Genomic DNA, 20,240 nt, shown 5'->3' with positions numbered 1-20,240 from the left:
GGGGCATGCGGCTTTTCCTTTGGATAGGCCGGCAGGCGTTCAGAACGTGTACTGGCGAGTCAATTGCCAGCCGCTTGGCGTCTCGTTGCTCAGGAATAGCGAACTGAGCGCGCTGATGACGACGGGCTGTCCATTGTTGGCAAAACTCAAGGTCAGCGGCGAGCCGCCCAGCATGCTCTTATTCGCCAGCCAAGACTGATGGCTGGCATCCACGCCATTCAGTGTCACATCGCCAAGGTAGGTGCCGGCGGGCAGGCTGTAGGCCACTTTGACGCTGTTGCCGGGCAATTGGCTGGAAAGGTCGGCCAAGCTGCCGCTGAGCGAGGCATATTGGCCGGCGGAAGGCAGGCCGCTGGGCGCATGCAGCGGTTGCCAGAAGCTGGTTTGGCGGGCGACGCCATTCGCGTCGGTGTAGTTCACCGTGATGTAGGCGCGATACCAGCCGCCATCGGTGGGCAGCGTGCCGCCAGTGTTGCTGCCGGAAGGCCAGAAGTTGCTGCTGGAGGGCTGGACGCCGCTGTTCCAGCACAGCCATGGCTGATTGCATCCGACAAAGCTGGTGCTGGCGAAGCCGCCCGATGAGGTACTTTGGAAGTTCAGGCTGACATCGACGCGACGGATTGGCTTGTCCGGGGTTGAGTCCAGGCCGCTACTCAGGCTGAGGCCGACCATGCTGCTGCCATCTTGGTTCAAATACGCCTTGGGCACCACTTCCAGATCGAACGGACGCTGATTGCCGGCGAGCTGCCAGGTTTTGCCATTGCGCTCTATGGTCGTATGCAATACCGCCTTGCCATGCGTGGCCGAACTGAAAAGAATGTCCACGGCGCGATGCGTGCACTTGCCGCCGCCTGAGCCGTCCACTTCCAGGCAGGAGCCAATCAAAGGGTGGCCTACCGTGACATCGCTCCAGCCGCCGTCCAGTGCATTGGCTGCCCATTGGGCGGCATTGTCGCCGCTGTCGAGGAAGTCTGCGGCCAGCAGCGACTGCAGCGCCGTGGCGTCGGATTGGCGGATGGCGGCTTGCAGATTGGCGGCCAGCGTTTCCACGCCGCTATCGACGTCGATCAGCGGGAAAGCGGCGCCCCCCCAGAGCGCGCTCCCGCCAGCCGGGATGGTGAGCACTGCCCCGCCATTGTCTTTGGCAATCAGAATGGTATCGCCCGCTGCATTTTTCGACAGGCGGATACTGTCCAGCACCTGATCCAGCCCGGTATGGTTTGCTTGGAAGGCGCCGGAAAGAAAGTCCACGGCGTTGGCGTCCAGGCCCAGCGTGCTCAAGGCGCTTGCGAGATTCTTGCGCAGCTCCGCTTGCGCGGCGTCAACGCGCGCGCTGGTGAGCGCATTCGCCAGAGGAGTGTTCAATTGCTGGGTGAGCAGACGTTGGCTTAGCACTTCGGTCAGCGTGGTGATATGAACTGTGCCGGCGCCAAGCGCGACCGAATGCAGGCTAACGCTAGTGTTATCGCCCTGTAAGCCGCTAGCGGTGAGCAGGTAAGGGGCGTTGGGGCATTGCGCCAGGCTCAGCTGGTATTGGCCGCTGGCATTGCTGGTGGTCTGGCAGGTCTTGCCCTGGCTGTCGCTTACGGTGATGGCGGCATTGGCCAGCGGCGCGCCGCTGGCGGCTACGCCAGACAGTTGGCCGGCTTGGCTGCCGGCGCTGCTGGAGGCCGAACCGGTCGAGTCCCCGCCGCCGCCGCAAGCGGCGAGCGCCAGCGTCAACGCCGCCGCCGACGTCTTGAGAAGGAAAGCCGTATTCCGTTGCATAGTGTTCCCCTGATGGTTGTGTTGGCCCGGCATGGCCGCGCGGACTGCGAGCCACTGTAGAGCATGAGGCGGAGATGGCTAATCGCTTGCCGGTTGATCGCCGGTCAACTGCTGGTTGACTGGCGGAGCGCAAGTTAGAATGACGGGCTATGTCATTGGGGTGACGTGGCCATGAAGGCAAGCCTGAACGGGAGCCAGCGGTTGATTCTGGCGGCGCTGGCGGGGGCGTTGTTGCTGTCGCTGGCGCTGGTCGCGCTTTTGCTGCGCGGCAATGCGCGCCAGCAAACGCGGCTGGATGCGGGCTATCAGAGCGCGGCCTACGGCGAGCGCTTGGCCACCCGCATCAGCGAGTTGCAGCATGAGGCCTTTGGCTTTCTCGATTATCTGGAGGTCGACGCGGCGGGGGCGCCGCGCCTCGATCCCGATGCGCGGGGCGCGCGGCAGCGTTGTCGCGTCGCCATCGCACAGTTTCCCGCCGCCTGGGATGCGCTGGATCTGGTGCTAGGCGACCGCCGCTATCGCTGCGCGCTGGATGGCACGGGGGCGCTGTCATCGCAATCCGCGGACGCGGAGGACGCCGCCGTGCTGGCGGCGCTGCGGCGCTTGCCGACGCGCGGCGAGCCGCTGATCGGCCCCGCCAGCGCCGCGGGTGCGGGAAAATGGCGCATGGAGCAGATTGTGCGTGTGTCCATAGATGGGCGTCTGGTCGGCTTTCTGCGTTTGCGCTGGCGGCTGCGCCCGCTGTTTGACGCCGCCTTGCAAGCCACGGCCGCGCGCGGCGCGGCATTGGCGCTGAGCGTGGGCGAAGGCCGGCCGGCTTGGTTGTGGCGCGGCGCGTCGGTGACGCCGGATGAAGACCGCTATGCTCACGCCTATTCCGGCATTCAATACCGCCAGCTGGACGGCGCGACTTATGCGCTTGGCCTGCATGTATACCGTTCCTTCGCGCCGGGGCTGGCGCGCGCCCAATATGCCTTGCTCGCCGGCTACGCATTGGCGGGTCTGGCTGTGTGGCTGCTGGCCTGGCGGCTGATGCTGGCTCGGCAGCGCTTGGCGCGGACGGTCGCGCAGCGCACCGCGCGCCTGCGTCACCGCCTGCGCGAGGTGGGGGACTTGCGCGAAGAGTCGCGTTTGCTGGCCGGCGCCCTGCTGGAGGCCGGGGAGACCGAGCGCCAGCGCCTGAGCGGCGAGCTGCACGATAACACCGGGCAATTGCTGGTGGCGTCTCGTTTGCTGGCCGATCACATCGGACAGTTGGGCGGGGAGGCGATCCAGCCTTATTGCCGCGAGCTGAGCGAGGTGCTGGGCGAGGCGGTGGCGTCGGTGCGGATGGGCGCGCGCGGCTGGGGCGCGCATGGCGTGGCGGAGCAGGGAGTGCATGCCGCCCTGGATAGGCTGGCGAGGCAGAGCAGCGGCGGAGGTTGCCGGATACGGGTGGCTGGAAAAGAACCCGCTTTGGATGCCGAATCCCGGCTGCACCTGTTCCGCATCGTGCAGGAGGCCATCAACAATGCCCGTCGCCACGGCGGCGCGAGCGAGGTGGACATCGCGCTGTCGCCGGTTGCCGGCCAATTGCTGCGCGTGCGGGACAACGGCCGGGGCTTCGAGCCGGCCACGGCCGCCGAAGGCATGGGGCTGCGTTCGCTCAGGCAGCGCGCCGCTTTGCTGGGGGGCTGGCTGCAACTGTCCAGTCGGCCCGGCCTTACCGAAATCATTATTGCAGTGACGGCGAAACCATGAAGACCTGCTTAATCGTTGACGACCACCCCATCGTGCGCATCGGCCTGGCCCGCGTGCTGGCCGGCTGCCTGCCGGATTGGGCCTGCCTGGAGGCGGGCACGCTGGCGGAGGCGCGCCGGCTGTTGGAGCAGCATGCGGTGGGCTTGGTTTTGCTGGACCTGAGACTGGGCGGCGAACAGGGCGCTGACCTATTGCCGTGGGCGTGTCGCCATTATCCCGAGACGCCGGTGCTGGTGATGTCCATGCATGACGAAGCTGCGCTGGTAGAGCAGGTGCTGGCGGCCGGCGCGCGCGGCTATCTGCTTAAGGATATGGCGGCCGTGATGCTGGAGCAGGCCGTGGACGCGGTGTTGGCCGGACGCCGGCATGTGCCGGAGGTGCTGGCGCAAAAGCTGTTCTTCCGCCGGCTGGAGGGGCAGGGAATGGACAGCCTGACGCCGCGAGAATGCCAGGTGTTCCAGTTGCTGGCAGATGGCTTGTCCAAGACTGTGATGGCCGAGCGGCTGGGACTGAGTCCCAATACCGTGGAAACCTATCGCCAGCGACTGCGAGTCAAGCTGGGCGCATGCGACAATCTGCAGTTGGTGCGCATGGCCGTGCAGCACTATCGGTCCCAGCCCGGCTTTTGAGCCGTCTGCATCGTTCGTGTTATGATCGCGCCTGTTTTTTGACCGCCGCGCCCCTGTTTGCGGCTTCGCGCATGGACTTGCCCAGTCGGCCCTTCATCCATTCTTCTTAAGGCGTAACCCTCGGCCCGCAGCTACCCTTGCCCGGCCAGGGCAAAGGAGTCTTGCATGACGCTTGCCGTCACCCCTCAAACTGCGGATCGCCTGCAATACCATTTACAGTTGGTACAGCGTCTGATCGAGCGCCAGCGCAAGCTGGAGGCGCCGTTGCGGCCGGACGATGGCGAACCGTCGTCGCTGGCGCCGCTGCCGCAGGATAATCTGGCCGAGCTCCGACTGCGGCTGGCGCAGCTGCATCCGGCCGACGTCGCCCATGTGCTGGAAGCCTTGCCGCTGGAAGACCGTCTGCTGGCCTGGGACCTGACCGAGCCGTCGCGCGATGGCGCCGTGCTGCTGGAAGTGTCCGACGCGGTGCGCGAGTCCTTGATCGAGGTGATGGACCACGATGAGCTGATCGCCGCGCTGGTGGCGCTGGATGCCGACGACGTGGCCGAGCTGGCGCCGGAATTGCCGCGCCAGGTGGTGTACGAGGTGATGGGGCGGCTGGATGAGGAGGAGCGCGGCCAGCTGCAGGAGGTGCTGTCCTACGAGGAAGACCGCGTCGGCGCGCTGATGGACTTCGAGCTGGTGACGATACGCGCCGACGTCAGCTGCGAAGTGGTGCTGCGCTATCTGCGCCGTTTCGACGAGCTGCCCAACCAGACCGACAAGATTTTCGTCACCGATGAAACCGGCCGCTTGAAGGGCGTGCTGTCCATCCGCAAGCTGCTGGTGTCGGACCCCGAGGCCGAGGTGTCCGAGGTGATGGCCACCGAGGTCGTCAGCTTCCAGCCGGACGAGCCGGCGCAGGACGCCGCCCAGGCCTTCGAACGTTATGACCTGGTGACCGCGCCGGTGGTGGATGAGAACGGCGTGCTGCTGGGGCGTTTGACCGTGGACGCCATGGTGGACGTCATCCGCGAGGAGAGCGACAGCGAGGTGCTGAACCTGGCCGGCCTGAAGGAAGAGGAAGACTTGTTCGCGCCGGTGATCGACTCGGTGAAGAACCGTTGGTCCTGGCTGGCCATCAATTTGTGCACCGCCTTCTTCGCCTCGCGCGTGATCGGCATGTTCGAGCACTCCATCGCCCAGCTGGTGGCGCTGGCCGCCTTGATGCCCATCGTCGCCGGCATAGGCGGCAACTCCGGCAACCAGACCATCACCATGATCGTGCGCGCGCTGGCCATGGGCCAGATGCAGATAGGGCAGGCCGGCAGGCTATGGCGCAAGGAAATCGGCGTCAGCATCATCAATGGCATGGTCTGGGGCGGCGTGATAGGCAGCGTGGCCTGGCTGCTGTACGGCAGCATCTCGCTGGGCCTGGTGATGCTGGCGGCGATGACGCTGAACCTGATGCTGGCCGCCACCATGGGCGTGATGATACCGACGCTGATGCAGAAGCTGGGCAAGGACCCGGCCTTGGGCTCCAGCGTGTTGATCACGGCCTGCACCGATTCCGGCGGTTTTTTCATTTTCCTGGGGCTGGCCACCCTGTTCTTGTTGTAAAGAACCATGCTGACCATAGAACAGGCGCTGCGGCGCCACCCCTTGCCAAGGCTGGAGAGCCGGATGCTGCTGCAACTGGCCTGGCCTGGCCTGACCCACGCCGCCATCATCGGCTATCCGGAGCGCGAACTGCCCGAACCGGCGGAGGCGGCGTTCCAGGCATTGGCCGCGCGGCGGCTGGCAGGCGAGCCCATGGCGTATTTGCTGGGCAGCCGCGAATTCTTCGGGCGCGATTTCCGCGTCAGCCCGGCGGTGTTGATTCCGCGGCCGGAGACCGAGCATCTGGTCGAGGCCGCGCTGTCCCGGCGGGATCGAAGCCTGCCGGCGAGCGCGCTCGATTTGGGCACCGGCAGCGGCATCATCGCCGTGACGCTGGCGCTGGAAGCGCCGGCCTGGCAAGTCAGCGCGGTGGATGTGTCGGCCGAGGCGCTGGCGGTCGCGCGCGGCAACGCGCAGGCCTTGGGCGCGGCGGTGACGTTCATGCATGGCAGCTGGTATGCGCCGCTGGCCCATCCGGCATGCTATGAGCTGATCGTGTCGAATCCGCCGTATATCGAAAGCCGCGACCGTCATCTCGACGAGGGCGACCTGCGTTTCGAGCCACGCGGCGCCTTGACCGACGAGGCCGATGGCCTGGCCTGCCTGCGCGAAATCGCGGCCGGCGCGCCGGCCAGGTTGAGCGCCGGCGGCTGGCTGATGGTGGAGCACGGCTATGACCAGGGCGCGGCGGTGCGCGCGCTGTTCGCGGCGGCGGGCCTGGAGGCGGTGGAAACCCTTCCGGATCTGGCGGGGCTGGATCGCGTCACCTTGGGCAGAAAGCCCAGTTAACCGCCCTGGATCAGGCGGAAACGACAAAGCGGCCCTGAGGGCCGCTTTGTTGGCAACACCGGGCGAAATTCGCTTAGTGGTGGTGGCCGTGCTCGCCGTGGGCGTGGCCGTGGCTGATTTCATCCTGGCTGGCGGCGCGCACTTCCACCACCTTGGCGGCGAAACGGATGCTTTGGCCGGCCAGCGGGTGGTTGGCGTCGACCACGGCCTTACCGTCGGCGATGTCGGTGACGCGGAACAGCAGCAGCTCGCCGGTTTCCGGATCATCGGCCTCGAAGACCATGCCCACTTCCACATCGGCCGGGAACACTTCCAGGTCTTCCACGCGGATCAGCTCTTCTTCCGGATCGCCGAACGCGTCGTCCGCGGTCAGCTTCACGTCGACGGCTTCACCGATGTTCTTGCCTTCCAGCGCCTCTTCCACCAGCGGGAAAATGCCATCGTAGCCGCCGTGCAGGTAGCTGATCGGCTCTTCGGTCTTGTCGAGCAGGTTGTTGTCGGCGTCGAACATCTCGTAGTGGAGCGTGACGATGGTGTTTTTGGCGATTTGCATGAGTCGATTATCCGTGAGGATGGTGAAAAAACTTGACAGGGACGGCCACCAGGGTGTTCCTTCCACCGCAAGATACGGCGTCTGAGCGCCTGGCCATATTGTAAACCATAGACGGGCGTTCGCGTCCGTGAAAAACCGATGAATACTGTAAACCTGCTGGGCGGCATGTCGCCCGAACACTTCCTGGCCGAGTATTGGCACAAGAAACCCTTGTTGATCAAGGGCGCGCTGACCGATGTCGGGCCGCATGTCGATTTTTCCGTGCTGTCCGAGCTGGCGCAGCGCGAAGACGCGGAATCGCGGCTGATCGAGTTCAAGAAGGGCAAATGGCATCTGGAGCGCGGCCCCTTCCGCGCCTCGCGCTTCCGCCGCTTGGCCGAGACCGACTGGACCTTGCTGGTGCAGGGCGTCAACCACCATCTGCCGCACATCGACGACATCCTGTGGCGTTTCAACTTCATCCCTTATGCCAGGCTGGACGACCTGATGATCAGCTACGCGCCGCCAGGCGGGACGGTTGGGCCGCACTTCGACGCTTACGACGTGTTCCTGCTGCAGGTGGGCGGCAAGAAGCGCTGGCAGATATCGTCGCAGCACGACGATGACTTCATCGAGGACGCCCCCATCCGCGTGCTGAAGGACTTCCGCATGGAGCAGGAGTTCGTGCTGGAGCACGGCGATATGCTCTACCTGCCGCCGCATTGCGCGCACTACGGCGTGGCGCTGGAGCCGGGCATGACCTATTCGATCGGCTTCCGCGCGCCGCCGGCGCAGGAGCTGGCGACGCAGTTCCTGGTATATCTGCAGGACAGGGTTTGCCTGGATGGCGTCTACGCCGATCCGGACCTGAAGCGCCAGGCCGATCCGGCCCGCATCGGCGACGAGATGATAGAGCAGGTGGCGGGCCTGCTGTCGCAGATCCGTTGGGACAAAGACACGGTTTGCGACTTTCTCGGCCATTACCTGACCGAGCCCAAGGCGCACGTATTCTATGACGCCCCGGAGGACGAGCTGGACGAGGAGGCATTTGGCGCGGCCTTGTTCTCGCGCGGCCTGCTGCTGGATCGCAAGAGCCAGATTCTGTTCTGCGACGCCTGCGTCTATTGCAACGGCGAAAAGGTGGAGGCGGAGGAGGGGGATTTGGAGGACTGGAGGCGTTTTGGCAATCTGCGCAAGCTGCCGGCCGGGGAGTATTCCGAAGCCATGCAAGCCGACCTGTATGACGGATACCTATCCGGCTACTGGCATTTGTCTGACGATGTTGTAAAATAGCAACGAAAAAGTGTGCTGTATCAGTTTGGCAACGCGCGCAACGTGAATATTTCGCATGCAAACGCCCGTTTTTGCGTTGACGCGGCCTGTCGGTGAACTTTGCCCGGCAGCGCGGTTTTTTTAGATTTTTGCCCCCTATACAGCCATTTTTTTCGTGATACAATTTGCTCACTGATGGATTTTCAGTCGCGCGGCTTTACTTTCGAGACCGCGCGATAACTGACGTCTTGTTCAACTTATCCTCAAAGGTAAAGAAAAAATGAAACAGTCGCTCCTCGTTGCTGCCCTGCTGGCCGTTGCTCTGTCTGCTTGCGGTAAGAAAGAAGCCCCGGCTGAAGCCTCCGCTCCGGCTGCTGAAGCTTCCGCTCCGGCCGCTTCCGCTCCGGCTGCTGAAGCTTCCGCTCCGGCCGCTTCCGCTCCGGCTGCTGACGCTTCCGCTCCGGCTGCTTCCGCCGCTAAGTAATTTAGCAGCGAGCAACACCAAAAAAACCGGCTTCGGCCGGTTTTTTTGCGTCTGCGCGAAATGCCCGGTAGCGGGAAAATGACTAATTTGGCGCAAATGCGACAGAAGTGGCGGCTAAATACAAAGTGTTACATACTGGAGCGGCCAGGTCCAGCGCCATTTCAATTTTGCGACAAGATCAATAATGATGTTTTTGGAATAAAAAAACAGCCCGCTTGGCGCGGGCTGTTGTATTTTGGCGATGACTGTTGCATTACTGCAGTTCGGTTTGCAACTTGCCCAGCGCGGCTTTGACGAAGTCGTCGGACAGCGGTTTGCCTTGCTTGTCCTGAATTTGCAGGGCGGTAGTGTTGCTGTCGAGTTCTTGCAGCTTGATCCGATATTCCGGTTCGCTCGGCTTGACCGCCTTGCCGTCGCTGCCTTTCCAGAACGCCAGGCTGGACCAGAAGCCACCGGACTCTTCCTTGTCGGTGTCGCTCTTGGCCGGCTTCACGTAATACACGCCTTGCGAGCGGTCGCGGTCGGTCACTACCAGGCCGACGCGGTCCAGCGCCAGGCCGACGCGGCGCCAAGCGCGGTCGAAGCCATCGGCCAGCCGCAATTGGCCGTCCACGATCGGATCTTGCGGCGCGGCCGGCTTGCTCAGTGTCTGCTGGACTTGTTGCTTGGCTTTTTCTTCTTTCATGCCCAGACGCATCATGAAGCGGCCCAAGAGCTCCGCTTCCAGGTTCGGGTCGGTCGGGCGGGCCTGCCAGATGGTGTTGGTCTTGCTGTTGTCGGCGTAGACCTCTTCCATGCCGCGATGCGAGAAGTACACTTCGGTGCCTTGCGGCGTGTTCTCCAGGCGGATGCGGAACTTGTCGCGCTCGCCGGTGGAGTAGACGCTGCCGAGGCCCACGGTTTCCAGCAGCTTGCGCAGGCCGTCGTTGGGCAGCTTGGCGCGGTTCTCGGCCCAGTCTGTCTCCATGATGCCCAGGCTGGGGTCTTCGTTCTTGATCACGAAGCCGTTTTCCTGCCAGAACGCCTTCAGCACGGGCCACAGCTCGGCGGCCTTCTTGCCGCCTACCAACAGCCAGCGCTGGGTGCCGGCGCGCTCCATCTTGATGTTGTCCAGCTGGTTGATGGCGATGGGCGAGGACACGGCCGGGGCTTCGCCATCCGCATTGGCGGCGGCGGCGACGCCGCCGGGCAGCTGGTACTTGTTCTGGACTTGCGGCGCGGTCAGATCCGGCGGCACTTCCAGGCTCTTGGTGGTGTTCGGGACGTCGGACTTGTAGTCCAGGTTCTTGCCAAGCGGTTGCTGTGTGCTGCTGCAAGCGGCCAACAGGCCGGTTGCCAGCAGGGTCGCGACGGACACGCTGCGTTTCATGCGGACTCCCATCAAGCAGGGGATGATCAAATGACTTCGGCTTGTTGCATCGCCGCTTCTACGGCCGGCACGGCGGCGTCGCTCAGCGGGGTCAGCGGCAGGCGGATGCCGGCGGGGATGCCTTGCATCCGCGTCAGCGCCCATTTGGCCGGAATCGGGTTCGGTTCGATGAACAGCTGCTTGTGCAGACCTTGCAGCTTGTCGTTGATGGCGCGCGCCTTGGCGGCGTCGCCAGCGGTGGCGGCCACGCACAGTTCGCTCATCAATTTGGGGGCGATATTGGCGGTGACCGAGATCACGCCATGGCCGCCGCACAGCATGAAGGCCATGCCAGTAGCGTCATCGCCGGAATATAGGGCGAAATCCTTGGGCGCGCGCAGCGCCAGGTCGCAGGCGCGGCCGATGTCGCCGGTGGCGTCTTTGAGCCCCACGATATTGGGGTGCTGGGCCAGGCGCAGCGCTGTGTCGTTGCTCATGTCGGCCACGGTGCGGCCCGGCACGTTATAAAGGATGACGGGCAGCGGACTCGCGTCGGCGATGGTCTTGAAGTGTTGGTAGATGCCTTCCTGTGTCGGCTTGTTGTAATAGGGCACGACGGACAGCACCAGGTCGGCGCCGACCTCGGCCGACAGGCGGCCCAGTTCGATGGCTTCGCTGGTGGCATTGCCGCCGGCGCCGGCGATGACCTTGACCCGGCCCTTGGCGTATTCCACCACTGCTTTGACCACCGCTATGTGCTCTTCGACCGACAGCGTGGCCGATTCGCCGGTGGTGCCGACGGCGACGATGCCGGAAGTGCCGTTCTCGATGTGGAACTCAACCAATCGTTGCAGCGCCGCAAAATCCACCGAGCCATCGCTGGACATCGGCGTGACGAGCGCTACCAAGCTGCCGGTAAGCATAGTTCTGCCTATCTGGAATAAGGATTTACAAGGTTTACGATTGTAGCGGAATTCGTCTGGCTGGCAAAAGTTCGTGGCGAACGACCCGCCAAAGGTTCGGGAATTCGCCTGGCCTGTGCTAGAATCCTACGTTTTTCCGATACTTACGGCTTACGGCTGAAGGATCTTCAAGCGTGATTACCACAAGCAATATTACGATGCAGTTTGGCGTGAAACCTTTGTTCGAGAAGGTGACCGTCAAATTCGGCGAGGGCAACCGTTACGGCCTGATCGGCGCCAACGGTTCCGGCAAGTCCACTTTCATGAAAATCCTGGGCGGCGATCTGGAACAGACCGCGGGCGAGGTGGCCATCGAAAACGGCCTGCGCCTGGGTAAGCTGCGTCAGGATCAGTTTGGCTACGAAGACCAGCGCGTGATCGACGTGGTGATGATGGGTCACACCGAGATGTGGGCGGCGATGAGCGAACGCGACGCGATCTACGCCAATCTGGAAGCGACGGAAGACGACTACATGCGCGCGGCCGACCTGGAGGCCAAGTTCGCCGAATACGACGGCTACACCGCCGAGGCGCGCGCCGGCGAATTGCTGATGGGCGTGGGCATTCCGGTGGAGCAGCATTTCGGCCCGATGAGCGAAGTGGCCCCGGGCTGGAAGCTGCGCGTGCTGCTGGCGCAGGCGCTGTTCTCCAATCCTGACATCCTGTTGTTGGACGAGCCGACCAACAACCTGGACATCAACACCATCCGCTGGCTGGAGCACGTGCTGAACGAGCGCAACGCCACCATGATCATCATCTCGCACGACCGCCACTTCCTGAATTCGGTCTGCACCCACATGGCGGACTTGGACTACAACACCATCCGCATCTATCCGGGCAATTACGACGACTACATGATCGCCTCGGCCCAGGCCCGCGAGCGCCAGTTGAGCTCCAACAGCAAGGCCAAGGAGCGCATCCAGGAGCTGCAGGAGTTCGTGGCCCGCTTCTCCGCCAACAAGTCCAAGGCCCGTCAGGCTACCTCGCGCCTGAAGCAGGTGGACAAGCTGAAGGCCGAGATGGTGGAAGTGAAGCCGTCCAGCCGCCAGAACCCGTTCATCCGCTTCGAGATGGACGACAAGTTCAAGCTGCACCGCCAGGCGGTGGAAGTGGAAAACCTCAGCAAGGCCTACGACAACAAGGTGTTGTTCAAGGACTTGAACCTGATCCTGGAAGCCGGCGCCCGTCTGGCCATCATCGGTCCCAACGGCGCGGGCAAGACCTCGCTGGTCAAGCTGCTGGCTGGCGCATTCGATGCCAAGTTCGCCGAAGGCCTGACCGCCGACTACGGCACTATCAAGTGGGCGGAAAAGGCGCAGATCGGCTACTTCGCCCAGGACCATGAAGCCGAATTCGACAGCGATGCCACGCTGACCGAATGGATGCGCGAATGGGGCCAGGAAGGCGACGACGAGCAGGTGATCCGCGGCACGCTGGGCCGCCTGCTGTTCGGCGGCGATGAAGTGGGCAAGCCGGTGCGCGTGCTGTCCGGCGGCGAGAAGGGCCGCATGCTGTACGGCAAGCTGATCCTGCAGAAGCCGAACGTGATGATCATGGACGAACCGACCAACCACATGGACATGGAGTCGATCGAATCCCTGAACATGGCGCTGGAAAAGTACAAGGGCACCTTGATCTTTGTTTCGCACGACCGCCAATTCGTGAGCAGCCTGGCCACCCACGTGCTGGAACTGGACGGTAAGGGCGGCTACGACTACTACATCGGCAACTATGAAGACTACCTGGCCAGCAAGGGCCTGGAGTAATCCGGTTACGAGCTGTCTCAGCTCGTAACTTGTACCGGCGGGAGGGGGTGCGCTATATTGCGGTGCACAAACTCCCGCCTTTTTCATGCGCCGCGCGCGGCGCGATAACAATAATCAGGGACCCGGCCGGGAGGGTCGATGCCAGGAGACATCTGGTGCTCATCCGTCCATGGCGGCCTGATGAGATCTGCAAAGCGGTAAAAGAAGGAAACATCATGCGTTTAAAAGGGAAAGTCAGCATTATCACCGGCTCCGCCAGCGGCATCGGCAAGGCTACTGCTGAGAAGTTCGTCAAGGAAGGCGCCATCGTCGCGGTGTGCGACCTGAACCTGGAGGCGGTCAACGCCGTCGTCGACGAGTTGAAGGCGCTGGGCGGCGAAGCCTACGGCTACAAGGTGGACGTGACCAACAAGGGCCAGATCGCCGAAATGGTCGCCGATCTGAAGAACCGTTGCGGCCGCATCGACGTGCTGGTCAACAACGCCGGCATCGTGCAGGACGCGCAGCTGATCAAGATGACGGAAGAACAGTTCGACCGCGTCATCGACATCAACCTGAAGGGCGTCTACAACTGCGCCCGCGCCGTGGTGGACACCATGGTGGAGCAGGGCGGCGGCGTGATTCTGAACGCGTCGTCCGTGGTCGGCGTCTATGGCAACTTCGGCCAGACCAACTACGCGGCGGCCAAGTTCGGCGTGATCGGCTTCGTCAAGACCTGGGCCAAGGAGTTGGGCAAGAAGGGCATCCGCGCCAACGCCGTCTGCCCGGGCTTTGTCGCCACGCCCATCCTGAAGGCCATGCCGGAAAAGGTGCTGCAGGCGATGGAAGACAAGGTGCCGATGCGCCGCATGGCCGATCCGGCCGAGATCGCCAACGTCTACGCCTTCCTGGCGTCGGACGAGGCCAGCTACATCAACGGCGCGGCCATCGAAGTGACCGGCGGCCTCACGTTGTAAGCGCGATCTCGCTGCGCCAAAGCCAACGCCCCGGCTGGTCCGGGGCGTTGGCTTTGCGGGTATGACTCCCCGTCATTCTTCGTCATTGACATCGTGCGCCAGCAGCGCCGAATCCACTTCGCGCCGGTGCAGATGCGGCGCGAACAGCTCGATGAAGGTATAGGCGAAGCCGCGCAGATAGGCGTCCTTGCGGATGCCTATCTTGGTGGTGGACGGCTCGAACAGGTGGCCGGCATCTATCGCCACCAGGTTGTGGTCGCGCGCCGGCTCATAGGCCATGCTGGCGATGATGCCTATGCCCAGGCCCAGCGAGACATAGGTCTTGATGACATCGGTGTCGATCGCGGTCAGCACCACGTTGGCGCTGAGGCCCTGGTCGGAGAAGGCCTTGTTGATCTTGGAGCGTCCGGCGAAAGCGAAGTCGTAGGTGACGATGGGGTATTGGGCGATGTCGGCCAACGCGATCTGGCGCTCCAGCTCGGCCAGCGGGTGGCCCTTGGGGACCACGACCGAGCGGTTCCACTCATAGCAGGGCAGGGTGGCCAGCTCCTTGTACAGGGCGATGCCTTCGGTGGCGATGGCCAGGTCGGCCTCGCCCGAGATCACCATGTCGCAAATCTGCGTCGGGCTGCCCTGTTTCAGCGACAGCCTGACCTTGGGGTAGCGATTGACGAATTCGGCGATGGCTTGCGGCAAGGCATAGCGCGCCTGGGTGTGGGTGGTGGCGATGGTCAGCGCGCCCTCCGACTCGCGCGAGAACTCTTCGCCCACGCGCTTCAGGTTTTGCGCCTCGCGCAGGATGCGCTCGGAAATGCGCAGCACCTCCTTGCCCGGCTCGGACACCGACACCACGCGCTTGCCATTGCGAATGAACACCTGGATGCCCAGTTCATCTTCCAGCAAGCGGATCTGCTTGGAAATGCCGGGTTGCGAGGTATGCAGCTTCTCCGCGGCCTCCGAGACGTTCAGCCCTTGCTTGGCCACTTCGACCAGATAGCGCAATTGTTGTAGCTTCATGTTGACGGTCTGTCCTCTTAAAACCTGTAGTCATTAAATACTAACACAATATTCTTTTAGGTTTATAAGCGCTTTGGTTAGGATAGCCTCGAACCCATCCCGGAGCGCCTGATGAGCCTGGAGTCCAAACTGGCCGCCACGACGGCCCTGCTGCAAACGATTGCCGAACGACACCCCGACGCGGTGCTTGCCAACAGTTATGGCGCCGAAGACATGGTGCTGACCGATCTGATCGCCCGGCTGAACCTGCCCTTGCGCAGCTTCAGCCTGGATACCGGCCGCTTGCCGGCCGAGACCTATGCATTGATGCAGCAGGTGGCCGAGCGTTACCCGGCGCATCCGGTCCAGGTGTATTTCCCGGATACCGCCGCCACCGAGCAATACGTCAACCTGCATGGCATCAATGGCTTTTATCAGAGCGTGGCGTTGCGCCAATCCTGTTGCGCCGTGCGCAAGCTGGAGCCGCTCAGGCGAGCGCTGGCGGGCCGCTCCGCCTGGATCACCGGCCTGCGCCGTCAGCAGTCGCCGACGCGGCAGGACCTGGCCGACGAGGCGTACGACGCCGACAACGGTCTGCTGAAATTCAGTCCGCTCTTGGAGTGGACCGAGGCCGAGGTCTGGCAGTACCTGCGCGAGCGCGAAGTGCCTTACAACGCGCTGCATGACCGGCATTATCCGTCCATAGGTTGCGCGCCCTGCACCCGGGCCATCAGCGTGGGCGAGGACATCCGCGCCGGCCGCTGGTGGTGGGAAAACCCGGAAACCAAGGAATGCGGGCTGCACGCCAAGGCCAGTCCGCTGAAGCGCCCCGCCTGACCCGCCGCCATCGGCCTATCTGCTGGAATTCAATATGTATCGTTACGATGAAGTCGACCATCGCCTGGTGCGCGAGCGCGTGCAGCAGTTCCGCGACCAGACCCGCCGCTTCCTGGCCGGCGAGCTGTCCGAGGACGAGTTCCGCCCCCTGCGGCTGATGAATGGCCTGTACATTCAGCGCCACGCGCCCATGCTGCGCGTGGCCATCCCGTACGGCCATCTGCGCAGCGAGCAATTGCGCAAGCTGGCCGACATCGCCCGCCGCTATGACAAAGGCTACGGCCACTTCACCACGCGCCAGAACATCCAGTTCAACTGGCCGGCGTTGGAGAGCGTGCCGGACATTCTGGAAGAGCTGTCCACCGTGGAAATGCACGCAATCCAGACCTCCGGCAACTGCGTGCGCAATACCACCACCGACGCCTTCGCCGGCGTCGCCGCCGACCAACTGTTCGATCCGCGTCCGTATTGCGAAATCATCCGCCAGTGGAGCACGCTGCACCCGGAATTCGCCTTCCTGCCGCGCAAGTTCAAGATCGCCGTCTCCGGCAGCGTGGAAGACCGCGCCGCCACCATGGTTCACGACATCGGCCTGCACGTCAGCCGCAACGCGGATGGTGAGGCCGGCTTCAAAGTGATCGTCGGCGGCGGCCTGGGACGCACGCCCATGGTGGGCGAGGTGATACGCGAATTCCTGCCGCGCCAGCACTTGCTGACTTATCTGGACGCGGTGCTGCGCGTGTATAACCGCTTCGGCCGCCGCGACAACAAGTACAAGGCGCGCGTCAAGATTCTGGTCAAGGCCATGACGCCGCAGGGCTTCGCCGCCAAGGTGGAAGACGAGTGGCTGCATCTGAAGGATGGCCCGGCCACGCTGCGGGATGAGGATGTCGCGCACTACGCCCGTTTCTTCGACGATCCTGACTACCCCGCGCTGGCCGATGATCCTGCTGAATTGACGGGTCCGCTGGCCGAGGACAAGGCTTTCGCCCGCTGGTTCGAGCGCAATACGCGCGCGCATCGCCAGCCGGGCTACCGCTCGGTGGTGCTGTCGCTGAAGGAAACCGGCGCGCCGCCGGGAGACATCACGGCCGAGCAGATGGAGGCGGCGGCGGACTGGGCCGATCGTTTCGGCTTCGGCGAGCTGCGTGTGGCGCACGAACAGAATCTGGTGCTGCCGGACGTGGCGCAGAAAGACTTGTACGCGCTGTGGCGCGAGGCCCGCCAGCAGCGCATGGCCACGCCCAATATCGGTCTGTTGACCGACATCATCAGCTGCCCGGGCGGCGATTTCTGCTCGCTGGCCAATGCGCGCTCCATTCCGGTGGCCAATGCCATCCAGCAGACTTTCGACGACTTCGATTATCTGCACGATCTGGGCGAGATCGCCTGTAACTTCTCCGGCTGCATGAACGCCTGCGGCCATCACCATATTGGCAATATCGGCATACTAGGCGTCGATAAAAACGGCGAGGAGTGGTACCAGATCACGCTGGGCGGCAGCCAGGGCAGCGATACCGCCATTGGCAAGGTGATCGGCCCCTCTTTTGCGCAGGCTGACGTGCCGGTTGCCTTCGGCAAGATCATGCAGGTCTATGTCGAAAAACGGCAAGATGGCGAGCGCTTCATCGAAACCCTGCGTCGTGTCGGCGTGGAACCGTTCAAGGAGAGGGTCTATGCCCCGGTACATTAAGCACGGCAAAGAACTGGCCGACGAATGGACGCTGCTGCGCCCGGATGAGCAAGGCGAACTGCCTGCCGCGCCGCTTGACGCGGATGTGATCGTGCCGCTGGCCGCATGGCTGGCGGATGCGGAGCGGTGGAGCGGGCGGCGCGGGCGAGTGGGAGTCTGGCTGGCGCCGGATGACGATCCTGCCTTGCTGCAAGCGCATTTGCCATCGCTGTCCCTTGTGGCGATTGACTTCCCTGCCTTCACGGATGGCCGCGGCTACAGCCTCGCCAGGCTATTGCGGGAGCGCTATCATTTCAGCGGGGAACTGCGGGCGGTGGGCGATGTCTGGCAAGACCTGATTCATCCATTGTGGCAGGTGGGCTTCGATGCCTTCCAGATCAAGGAAGGCAAGACGCTGAACGTTGATTCTTGTTACAATACCTTCAGCGATAGCTATCAGGTAACTTTCAGGCAGCCGCAACCACTGTTTCGCAGACGCGTCACACAGCCGTAATGTGTCGCGTTAGGGAGACAAATTTCTCCGATAATAAGCGAATTGTGATGTATTTGTGCAACGTTTCTCGAGCGTGAGGCCCGGGCTCGTGTTGACATGGTGTTGCTGGATTCCTATAGTGCGGGTTAACTGCATCAACACAGCATGTAGCCATCTCTGATGTTTGCAGTCAACTTGTTCGCGTGGTCTTTGCGTCAGCCCGCATTGCGACCCATTTTATAGATTAAAGAGGGAATAACATGACTAAACAGCTGAAACTGAGCGCACTGGTTGCCGCCCTGTTGGTTTCTGCTAGCGCTTTTGCTGCCAAACCGGGTTATGCCGTTGACCAATCCACCGACTCCGTAGTCCGCAACAACTACGGCGAATGCTGGCGCACCTCCACCTTCGACAAGGCTGCCAACGGCCTGGTTGAATGTGGCGACCGCGAAGCGGCCAAGCCGGTTGTCGCCGCTCCGGTGGCTCCGAAGCCGACCATGGTTCAGATGAAGGAAAAAGTGACCCTGTCCGCCAAGGTGCTGTTCGACTTCAACAAGTCCACCCTGCGCGCAGACGCCAAGAACGAACTGGATCCGCTGGTTGCCAAGCTGAAGGCTCACGCTGGCCAAGGCCACCTGACCGGCGTGGAAATCGACGGCTACACCGACTTCATGGGTTCCGACAAGCTGAACAACGCTCTGTCCCAGAAGCGCGCCGACGCGGTCAAGGCCTACTTCGTGAACGAAGGCGTGCCGGCTGAGAAGGTAACTTCCGTCGGTAAGGGCAAGGCCGAAGCCAAGATGACGGAAGAGTGCAAGGCCAAGTTCCCGAAATACGCGAAGAACAAGAAGCAAAATGCCGAAATCAAGGCTTGCATCGAGTCTGACCGTCGCGTGGAAGTCGTGATCGACGCCGTGAAGGAAAGCATGGTTGAACAGCCGGCCAAGTAAGCCAGCCGCCACCATGAAAAAATCTATGGTCAGCCTGACCTTTGCAAGAACAGCGTGCTGATGAATCATGACGGGGTAGGCTTGCTCTAATCTATCCGGATTCTTGATGGGCACAATAGAGCCCGATCCATGATGTGAGCCGCTCCTGCAAGTCCCTAAAAAGCCCTCAGTCTGTCATGACTGTTTTTACGATCGGGGTATCCTGCAGGCCGTGGGCCGGTTGTCGTCATCAGTATCTGTCTTGGCAAAAGCAGGCTTCTACTCGCCGCCGGGTTTACCCGGCGGTTTGCATTTCAGTCAGTGCGCGGGCCTGGGGACGGTACTCGCCGCCTTTGGCGAGTAGCGCCCACACGACCCGTGCCAGTTTGTTGGCCAGTGCGCAGGCCACGATATTCGAGTGGCGACGCTGCATCAGCGCCACCGTCCACGCTGCCATCGCACTCTTCCAGCGCGGCGCGTTCTGCATGATCACCCGTGCGCATTGCACCAGCAGGCGACGCAGGCTCTTGTCACCGCGTTTGCTGATGCCCAGCAGCTTGGACTTCCCGCCTGTCGAGTATTGTCGCGGGACCAGACCCAGCGATGCCGCAAAGTCACGGGCATTGCCATAGCCCTTGGCATTGCCGGCGTCCGCCGACAACTGGCTGGCGGTGATCGCACCGATGCCGGGAATGGTCATCAACCGCCGGGCGACATCGTCCTGTCGGGCTTCTGTGGCAATCTCGTGATCCAGCTCGTCGATCTCGGTCTTGAGCAGACGGTAGTGATCCAGCTGGCGTTGCAGGATCTGCCGGGCCTTGACGGGCAAGCCGTTGGTCTCGTCCATCAGCAGCATCGGCAGCTGCGTGATCCCCCGTACCCCGACAGGAAGCGCGATACCGAACTCCAGCAGCAGCGCATGGATCTGGTTGTTGGTCTGTATTCGTTCGGCAATGCGAGATTCCCGCAGGCGATGCAGTGCCGACAAGGCTTGCTGTTCGGCACTCTTGGCGGCAACGTAGCGCATGGTCGGGCGCGTAGCCGCCTCGCAGATGGCCTGGGCATCGATGAAATCGTTCTTGTTGCCGAAGACAAACGGGCGGATGTACTGCGGTGCGATCAGTTGTACGGTATGACCGAAGCCCGTCAGCTTGCGTGCCAGCCAGTGCGCGCCGCAGCAGGCCTCCATCACGATGCGGCAGGGAGGCTGTTTCGCGAGAAATTCGATGAGACTGTTGCGATTGAACTGCTTCTTGAGGACCGGGTTGCCGCGCGGGTCGTGCCCAATCAGATGAAAGCTGTGCTTGCCGATATCCAGACCGATGAGTGTGACGGTTGCCATGATGCTCTCCCCGAAGAAGAAAAAATGCCTCAGCAGGTTTGACGCCTGCTGAGGCATTTAGGTCAGGCTGACCATCACATTAAGC

General features: G+C 62.7%; 17 protein-coding genes. 11 read left to right on the top strand and 6 right to left on the bottom strand.

Going from position 1 to position 20,240, the window contains the following annotated elements; translation table 11 throughout:
- Positions 1 to 39 precede the first annotated feature (39 nt).
- Positions 40 to 1,767, bottom strand: a complete 1,728-nt coding sequence (locus FYK34_RS12400; RefSeq protein WP_168209731.1) for a carboxypeptidase-like regulatory domain-containing protein — start codon at positions 1,765 to 1,767, stop codon at positions 40 to 42.
- Positions 1,768 to 1,938: 171 nt separating this feature from the next.
- Between FYK34_RS12400 and FYK34_RS12395 the strand changes: the two genes are divergently transcribed.
- The 4 genes from FYK34_RS12395 to prmC all read left to right on the top strand — a co-directional run bounded on the left by FYK34_RS12395 (position 1,939) and on the right by prmC (position 6,566).
- Positions 1,939 to 3,507, top strand: coding sequence for an ATP-binding protein (locus tag FYK34_RS12395; protein ID WP_149296884.1), 1,569 nt, complete (start codon positions 1,939 to 1,941; stop codon positions 3,505 to 3,507).
- Positions 3,504 to 4,136, top strand: coding sequence for a response regulator transcription factor (locus FYK34_RS12390; RefSeq protein WP_149296882.1), 633 nt, complete (start codon positions 3,504 to 3,506; stop codon positions 4,134 to 4,136). The genes FYK34_RS12395 and FYK34_RS12390 overlap by 4 nt, the downstream gene beginning before the upstream one ends.
- Before the next feature lie 165 nt (positions 4,137 to 4,301).
- Positions 4,302 to 5,738, top strand: a complete 1,437-nt coding sequence (mgtE, locus tag FYK34_RS12385) for a magnesium transporter (RefSeq protein ID WP_149296880.1) — start codon at positions 4,302 to 4,304, stop codon at positions 5,736 to 5,738.
- Between the two features lie 9 nt (positions 5,739 to 5,747).
- On the top strand, positions 5,748 to 6,566 hold the full coding sequence (gene prmC, locus FYK34_RS12380) for a peptide chain release factor N(5)-glutamine methyltransferase (RefSeq protein WP_149299954.1): 819 nt from the start codon (positions 5,748 to 5,750) through the stop codon (positions 6,564 to 6,566).
- A gap of 73 nt (positions 6,567 to 6,639) precedes the next feature.
- Here the strand turns inward: prmC and FYK34_RS12375 are convergent, their stop codons facing one another.
- Positions 6,640 to 7,119 carry an FKBP-type peptidyl-prolyl cis-trans isomerase gene (locus FYK34_RS12375; protein WP_149296878.1) on the bottom strand — a complete coding sequence of 160 codons (480 nt, stop codon included), beginning with the start codon at positions 7,117 to 7,119 and terminating at the stop codon, positions 6,640 to 6,642.
- 138 nt (positions 7,120 to 7,257) lie between these two features.
- Here FYK34_RS12375 and FYK34_RS12370 point away from each other — a divergent pair, with 138 nt between their 5' ends.
- Positions 7,258 to 8,391: a ribosomal protein uL16 3-hydroxylase gene (locus FYK34_RS12370; protein WP_149296876.1), complete on the top strand. Its 1,134-nt coding sequence runs from the start codon at positions 7,258 to 7,260 to the stop codon at positions 8,389 to 8,391.
- Between the two features lie 716 nt (positions 8,392 to 9,107).
- Here FYK34_RS12370 and bamC read toward each other — a convergent pair.
- Together bamC and dapA are read right to left on the bottom strand one after the other, a co-directional pair.
- Positions 9,108 to 10,223, bottom strand: a complete 1,116-nt coding sequence (bamC, locus tag FYK34_RS12360) for an outer membrane protein assembly factor BamC (protein WP_149296874.1) — start codon at positions 10,221 to 10,223, stop codon at positions 9,108 to 9,110.
- 26 nt (positions 10,224 to 10,249) lie between these two features.
- A complete protein-coding gene (dapA, locus tag FYK34_RS12355; RefSeq protein ID WP_149296872.1) occupies positions 10,250 to 11,125 on the bottom strand; it encodes a 4-hydroxy-tetrahydrodipicolinate synthase in 876 nt (291 codons plus the stop codon).
- Between the two features lie 173 nt (positions 11,126 to 11,298).
- Here dapA and FYK34_RS12350 point away from each other — a divergent pair, with 173 nt between their 5' ends.
- A complete protein-coding gene (locus FYK34_RS12350; protein WP_149296870.1) occupies positions 11,299 to 12,930 on the top strand; it encodes an ABC-F family ATPase in 1,632 nt (543 codons plus the stop codon).
- A 215-nt stretch (positions 12,931 to 13,145) separates the two neighbouring features.
- Positions 13,146 to 13,886 (top strand): 3-oxoacyl-ACP reductase FabG, encoded by a 741-nt coding sequence (gene fabG / locus FYK34_RS12345; protein WP_149296868.1) that lies wholly within the window; start codon positions 13,146 to 13,148, stop codon positions 13,884 to 13,886.
- 72 nt (positions 13,887 to 13,958) lie between these two features.
- Here the strand turns inward: fabG and cysB are convergent, their stop codons facing one another.
- On the bottom strand, positions 13,959 to 14,903 hold the full coding sequence (gene cysB, locus FYK34_RS12340) for an HTH-type transcriptional regulator CysB (RefSeq protein ID WP_149296867.1): 945 nt from the start codon (positions 14,901 to 14,903) through the stop codon (positions 13,959 to 13,961).
- Positions 14,904 to 15,014: 111 nt separating this feature from the next.
- On the opposite strand from cysB, the gene FYK34_RS12335 reads away from it, so the two are divergent.
- The 4 genes from FYK34_RS12335 to FYK34_RS12320 all read left to right on the top strand — a co-directional run bounded on the left by FYK34_RS12335 (position 15,015) and on the right by FYK34_RS12320 (position 18,834).
- A complete protein-coding gene (locus FYK34_RS12335) occupies positions 15,015 to 15,719 on the top strand; it encodes a phosphoadenylyl-sulfate reductase (RefSeq protein ID WP_149296865.1) in 705 nt (234 codons plus the stop codon).
- 34 nt (positions 15,720 to 15,753) lie between these two features.
- Positions 15,754 to 17,412 (top strand): nitrite/sulfite reductase, encoded by a 1,659-nt coding sequence (locus tag FYK34_RS12330; RefSeq protein WP_149296863.1) that lies wholly within the window; start codon positions 15,754 to 15,756, stop codon positions 17,410 to 17,412.
- Complete coding sequence (locus tag FYK34_RS12325) at positions 17,396 to 17,905, top strand: DUF934 domain-containing protein (protein WP_149296861.1); 510 nt, start codon at positions 17,396 to 17,398, stop codon at positions 17,903 to 17,905. Before FYK34_RS12330 ends, FYK34_RS12325 begins: the two co-directional genes overlap by 17 nt.
- Before the next feature lie 239 nt (positions 17,906 to 18,144).
- Positions 18,145 to 18,834, top strand: a complete 690-nt coding sequence (locus FYK34_RS12320) for an OmpA family protein (RefSeq protein ID WP_149296860.1) — start codon at positions 18,145 to 18,147, stop codon at positions 18,832 to 18,834.
- Between the two features lie 274 nt (positions 18,835 to 19,108).
- On the opposite strand, the gene FYK34_RS12315 is transcribed toward FYK34_RS12320, so the two are convergent.
- Positions 19,109 to 20,155 carry an IS110 family RNA-guided transposase gene (locus FYK34_RS12315; RefSeq protein ID WP_149295158.1) on the bottom strand — a complete coding sequence of 349 codons (1,047 nt, stop codon included), beginning with the start codon at positions 20,153 to 20,155 and terminating at the stop codon, positions 19,109 to 19,111.
- Positions 20,156 to 20,240: the final 85 nt, after the last annotated feature.

It is taken from the genome of Chromobacterium paludis (genome assembly GCF_008275125.1).
GTDB classification, from domain to species: Bacteria; Pseudomonadota; Gammaproteobacteria; order Burkholderiales; family Chromobacteriaceae; genus Chromobacterium; species Chromobacterium paludis.
This window is presented reverse-complemented; position numbering and strand designations above follow the sequence as displayed.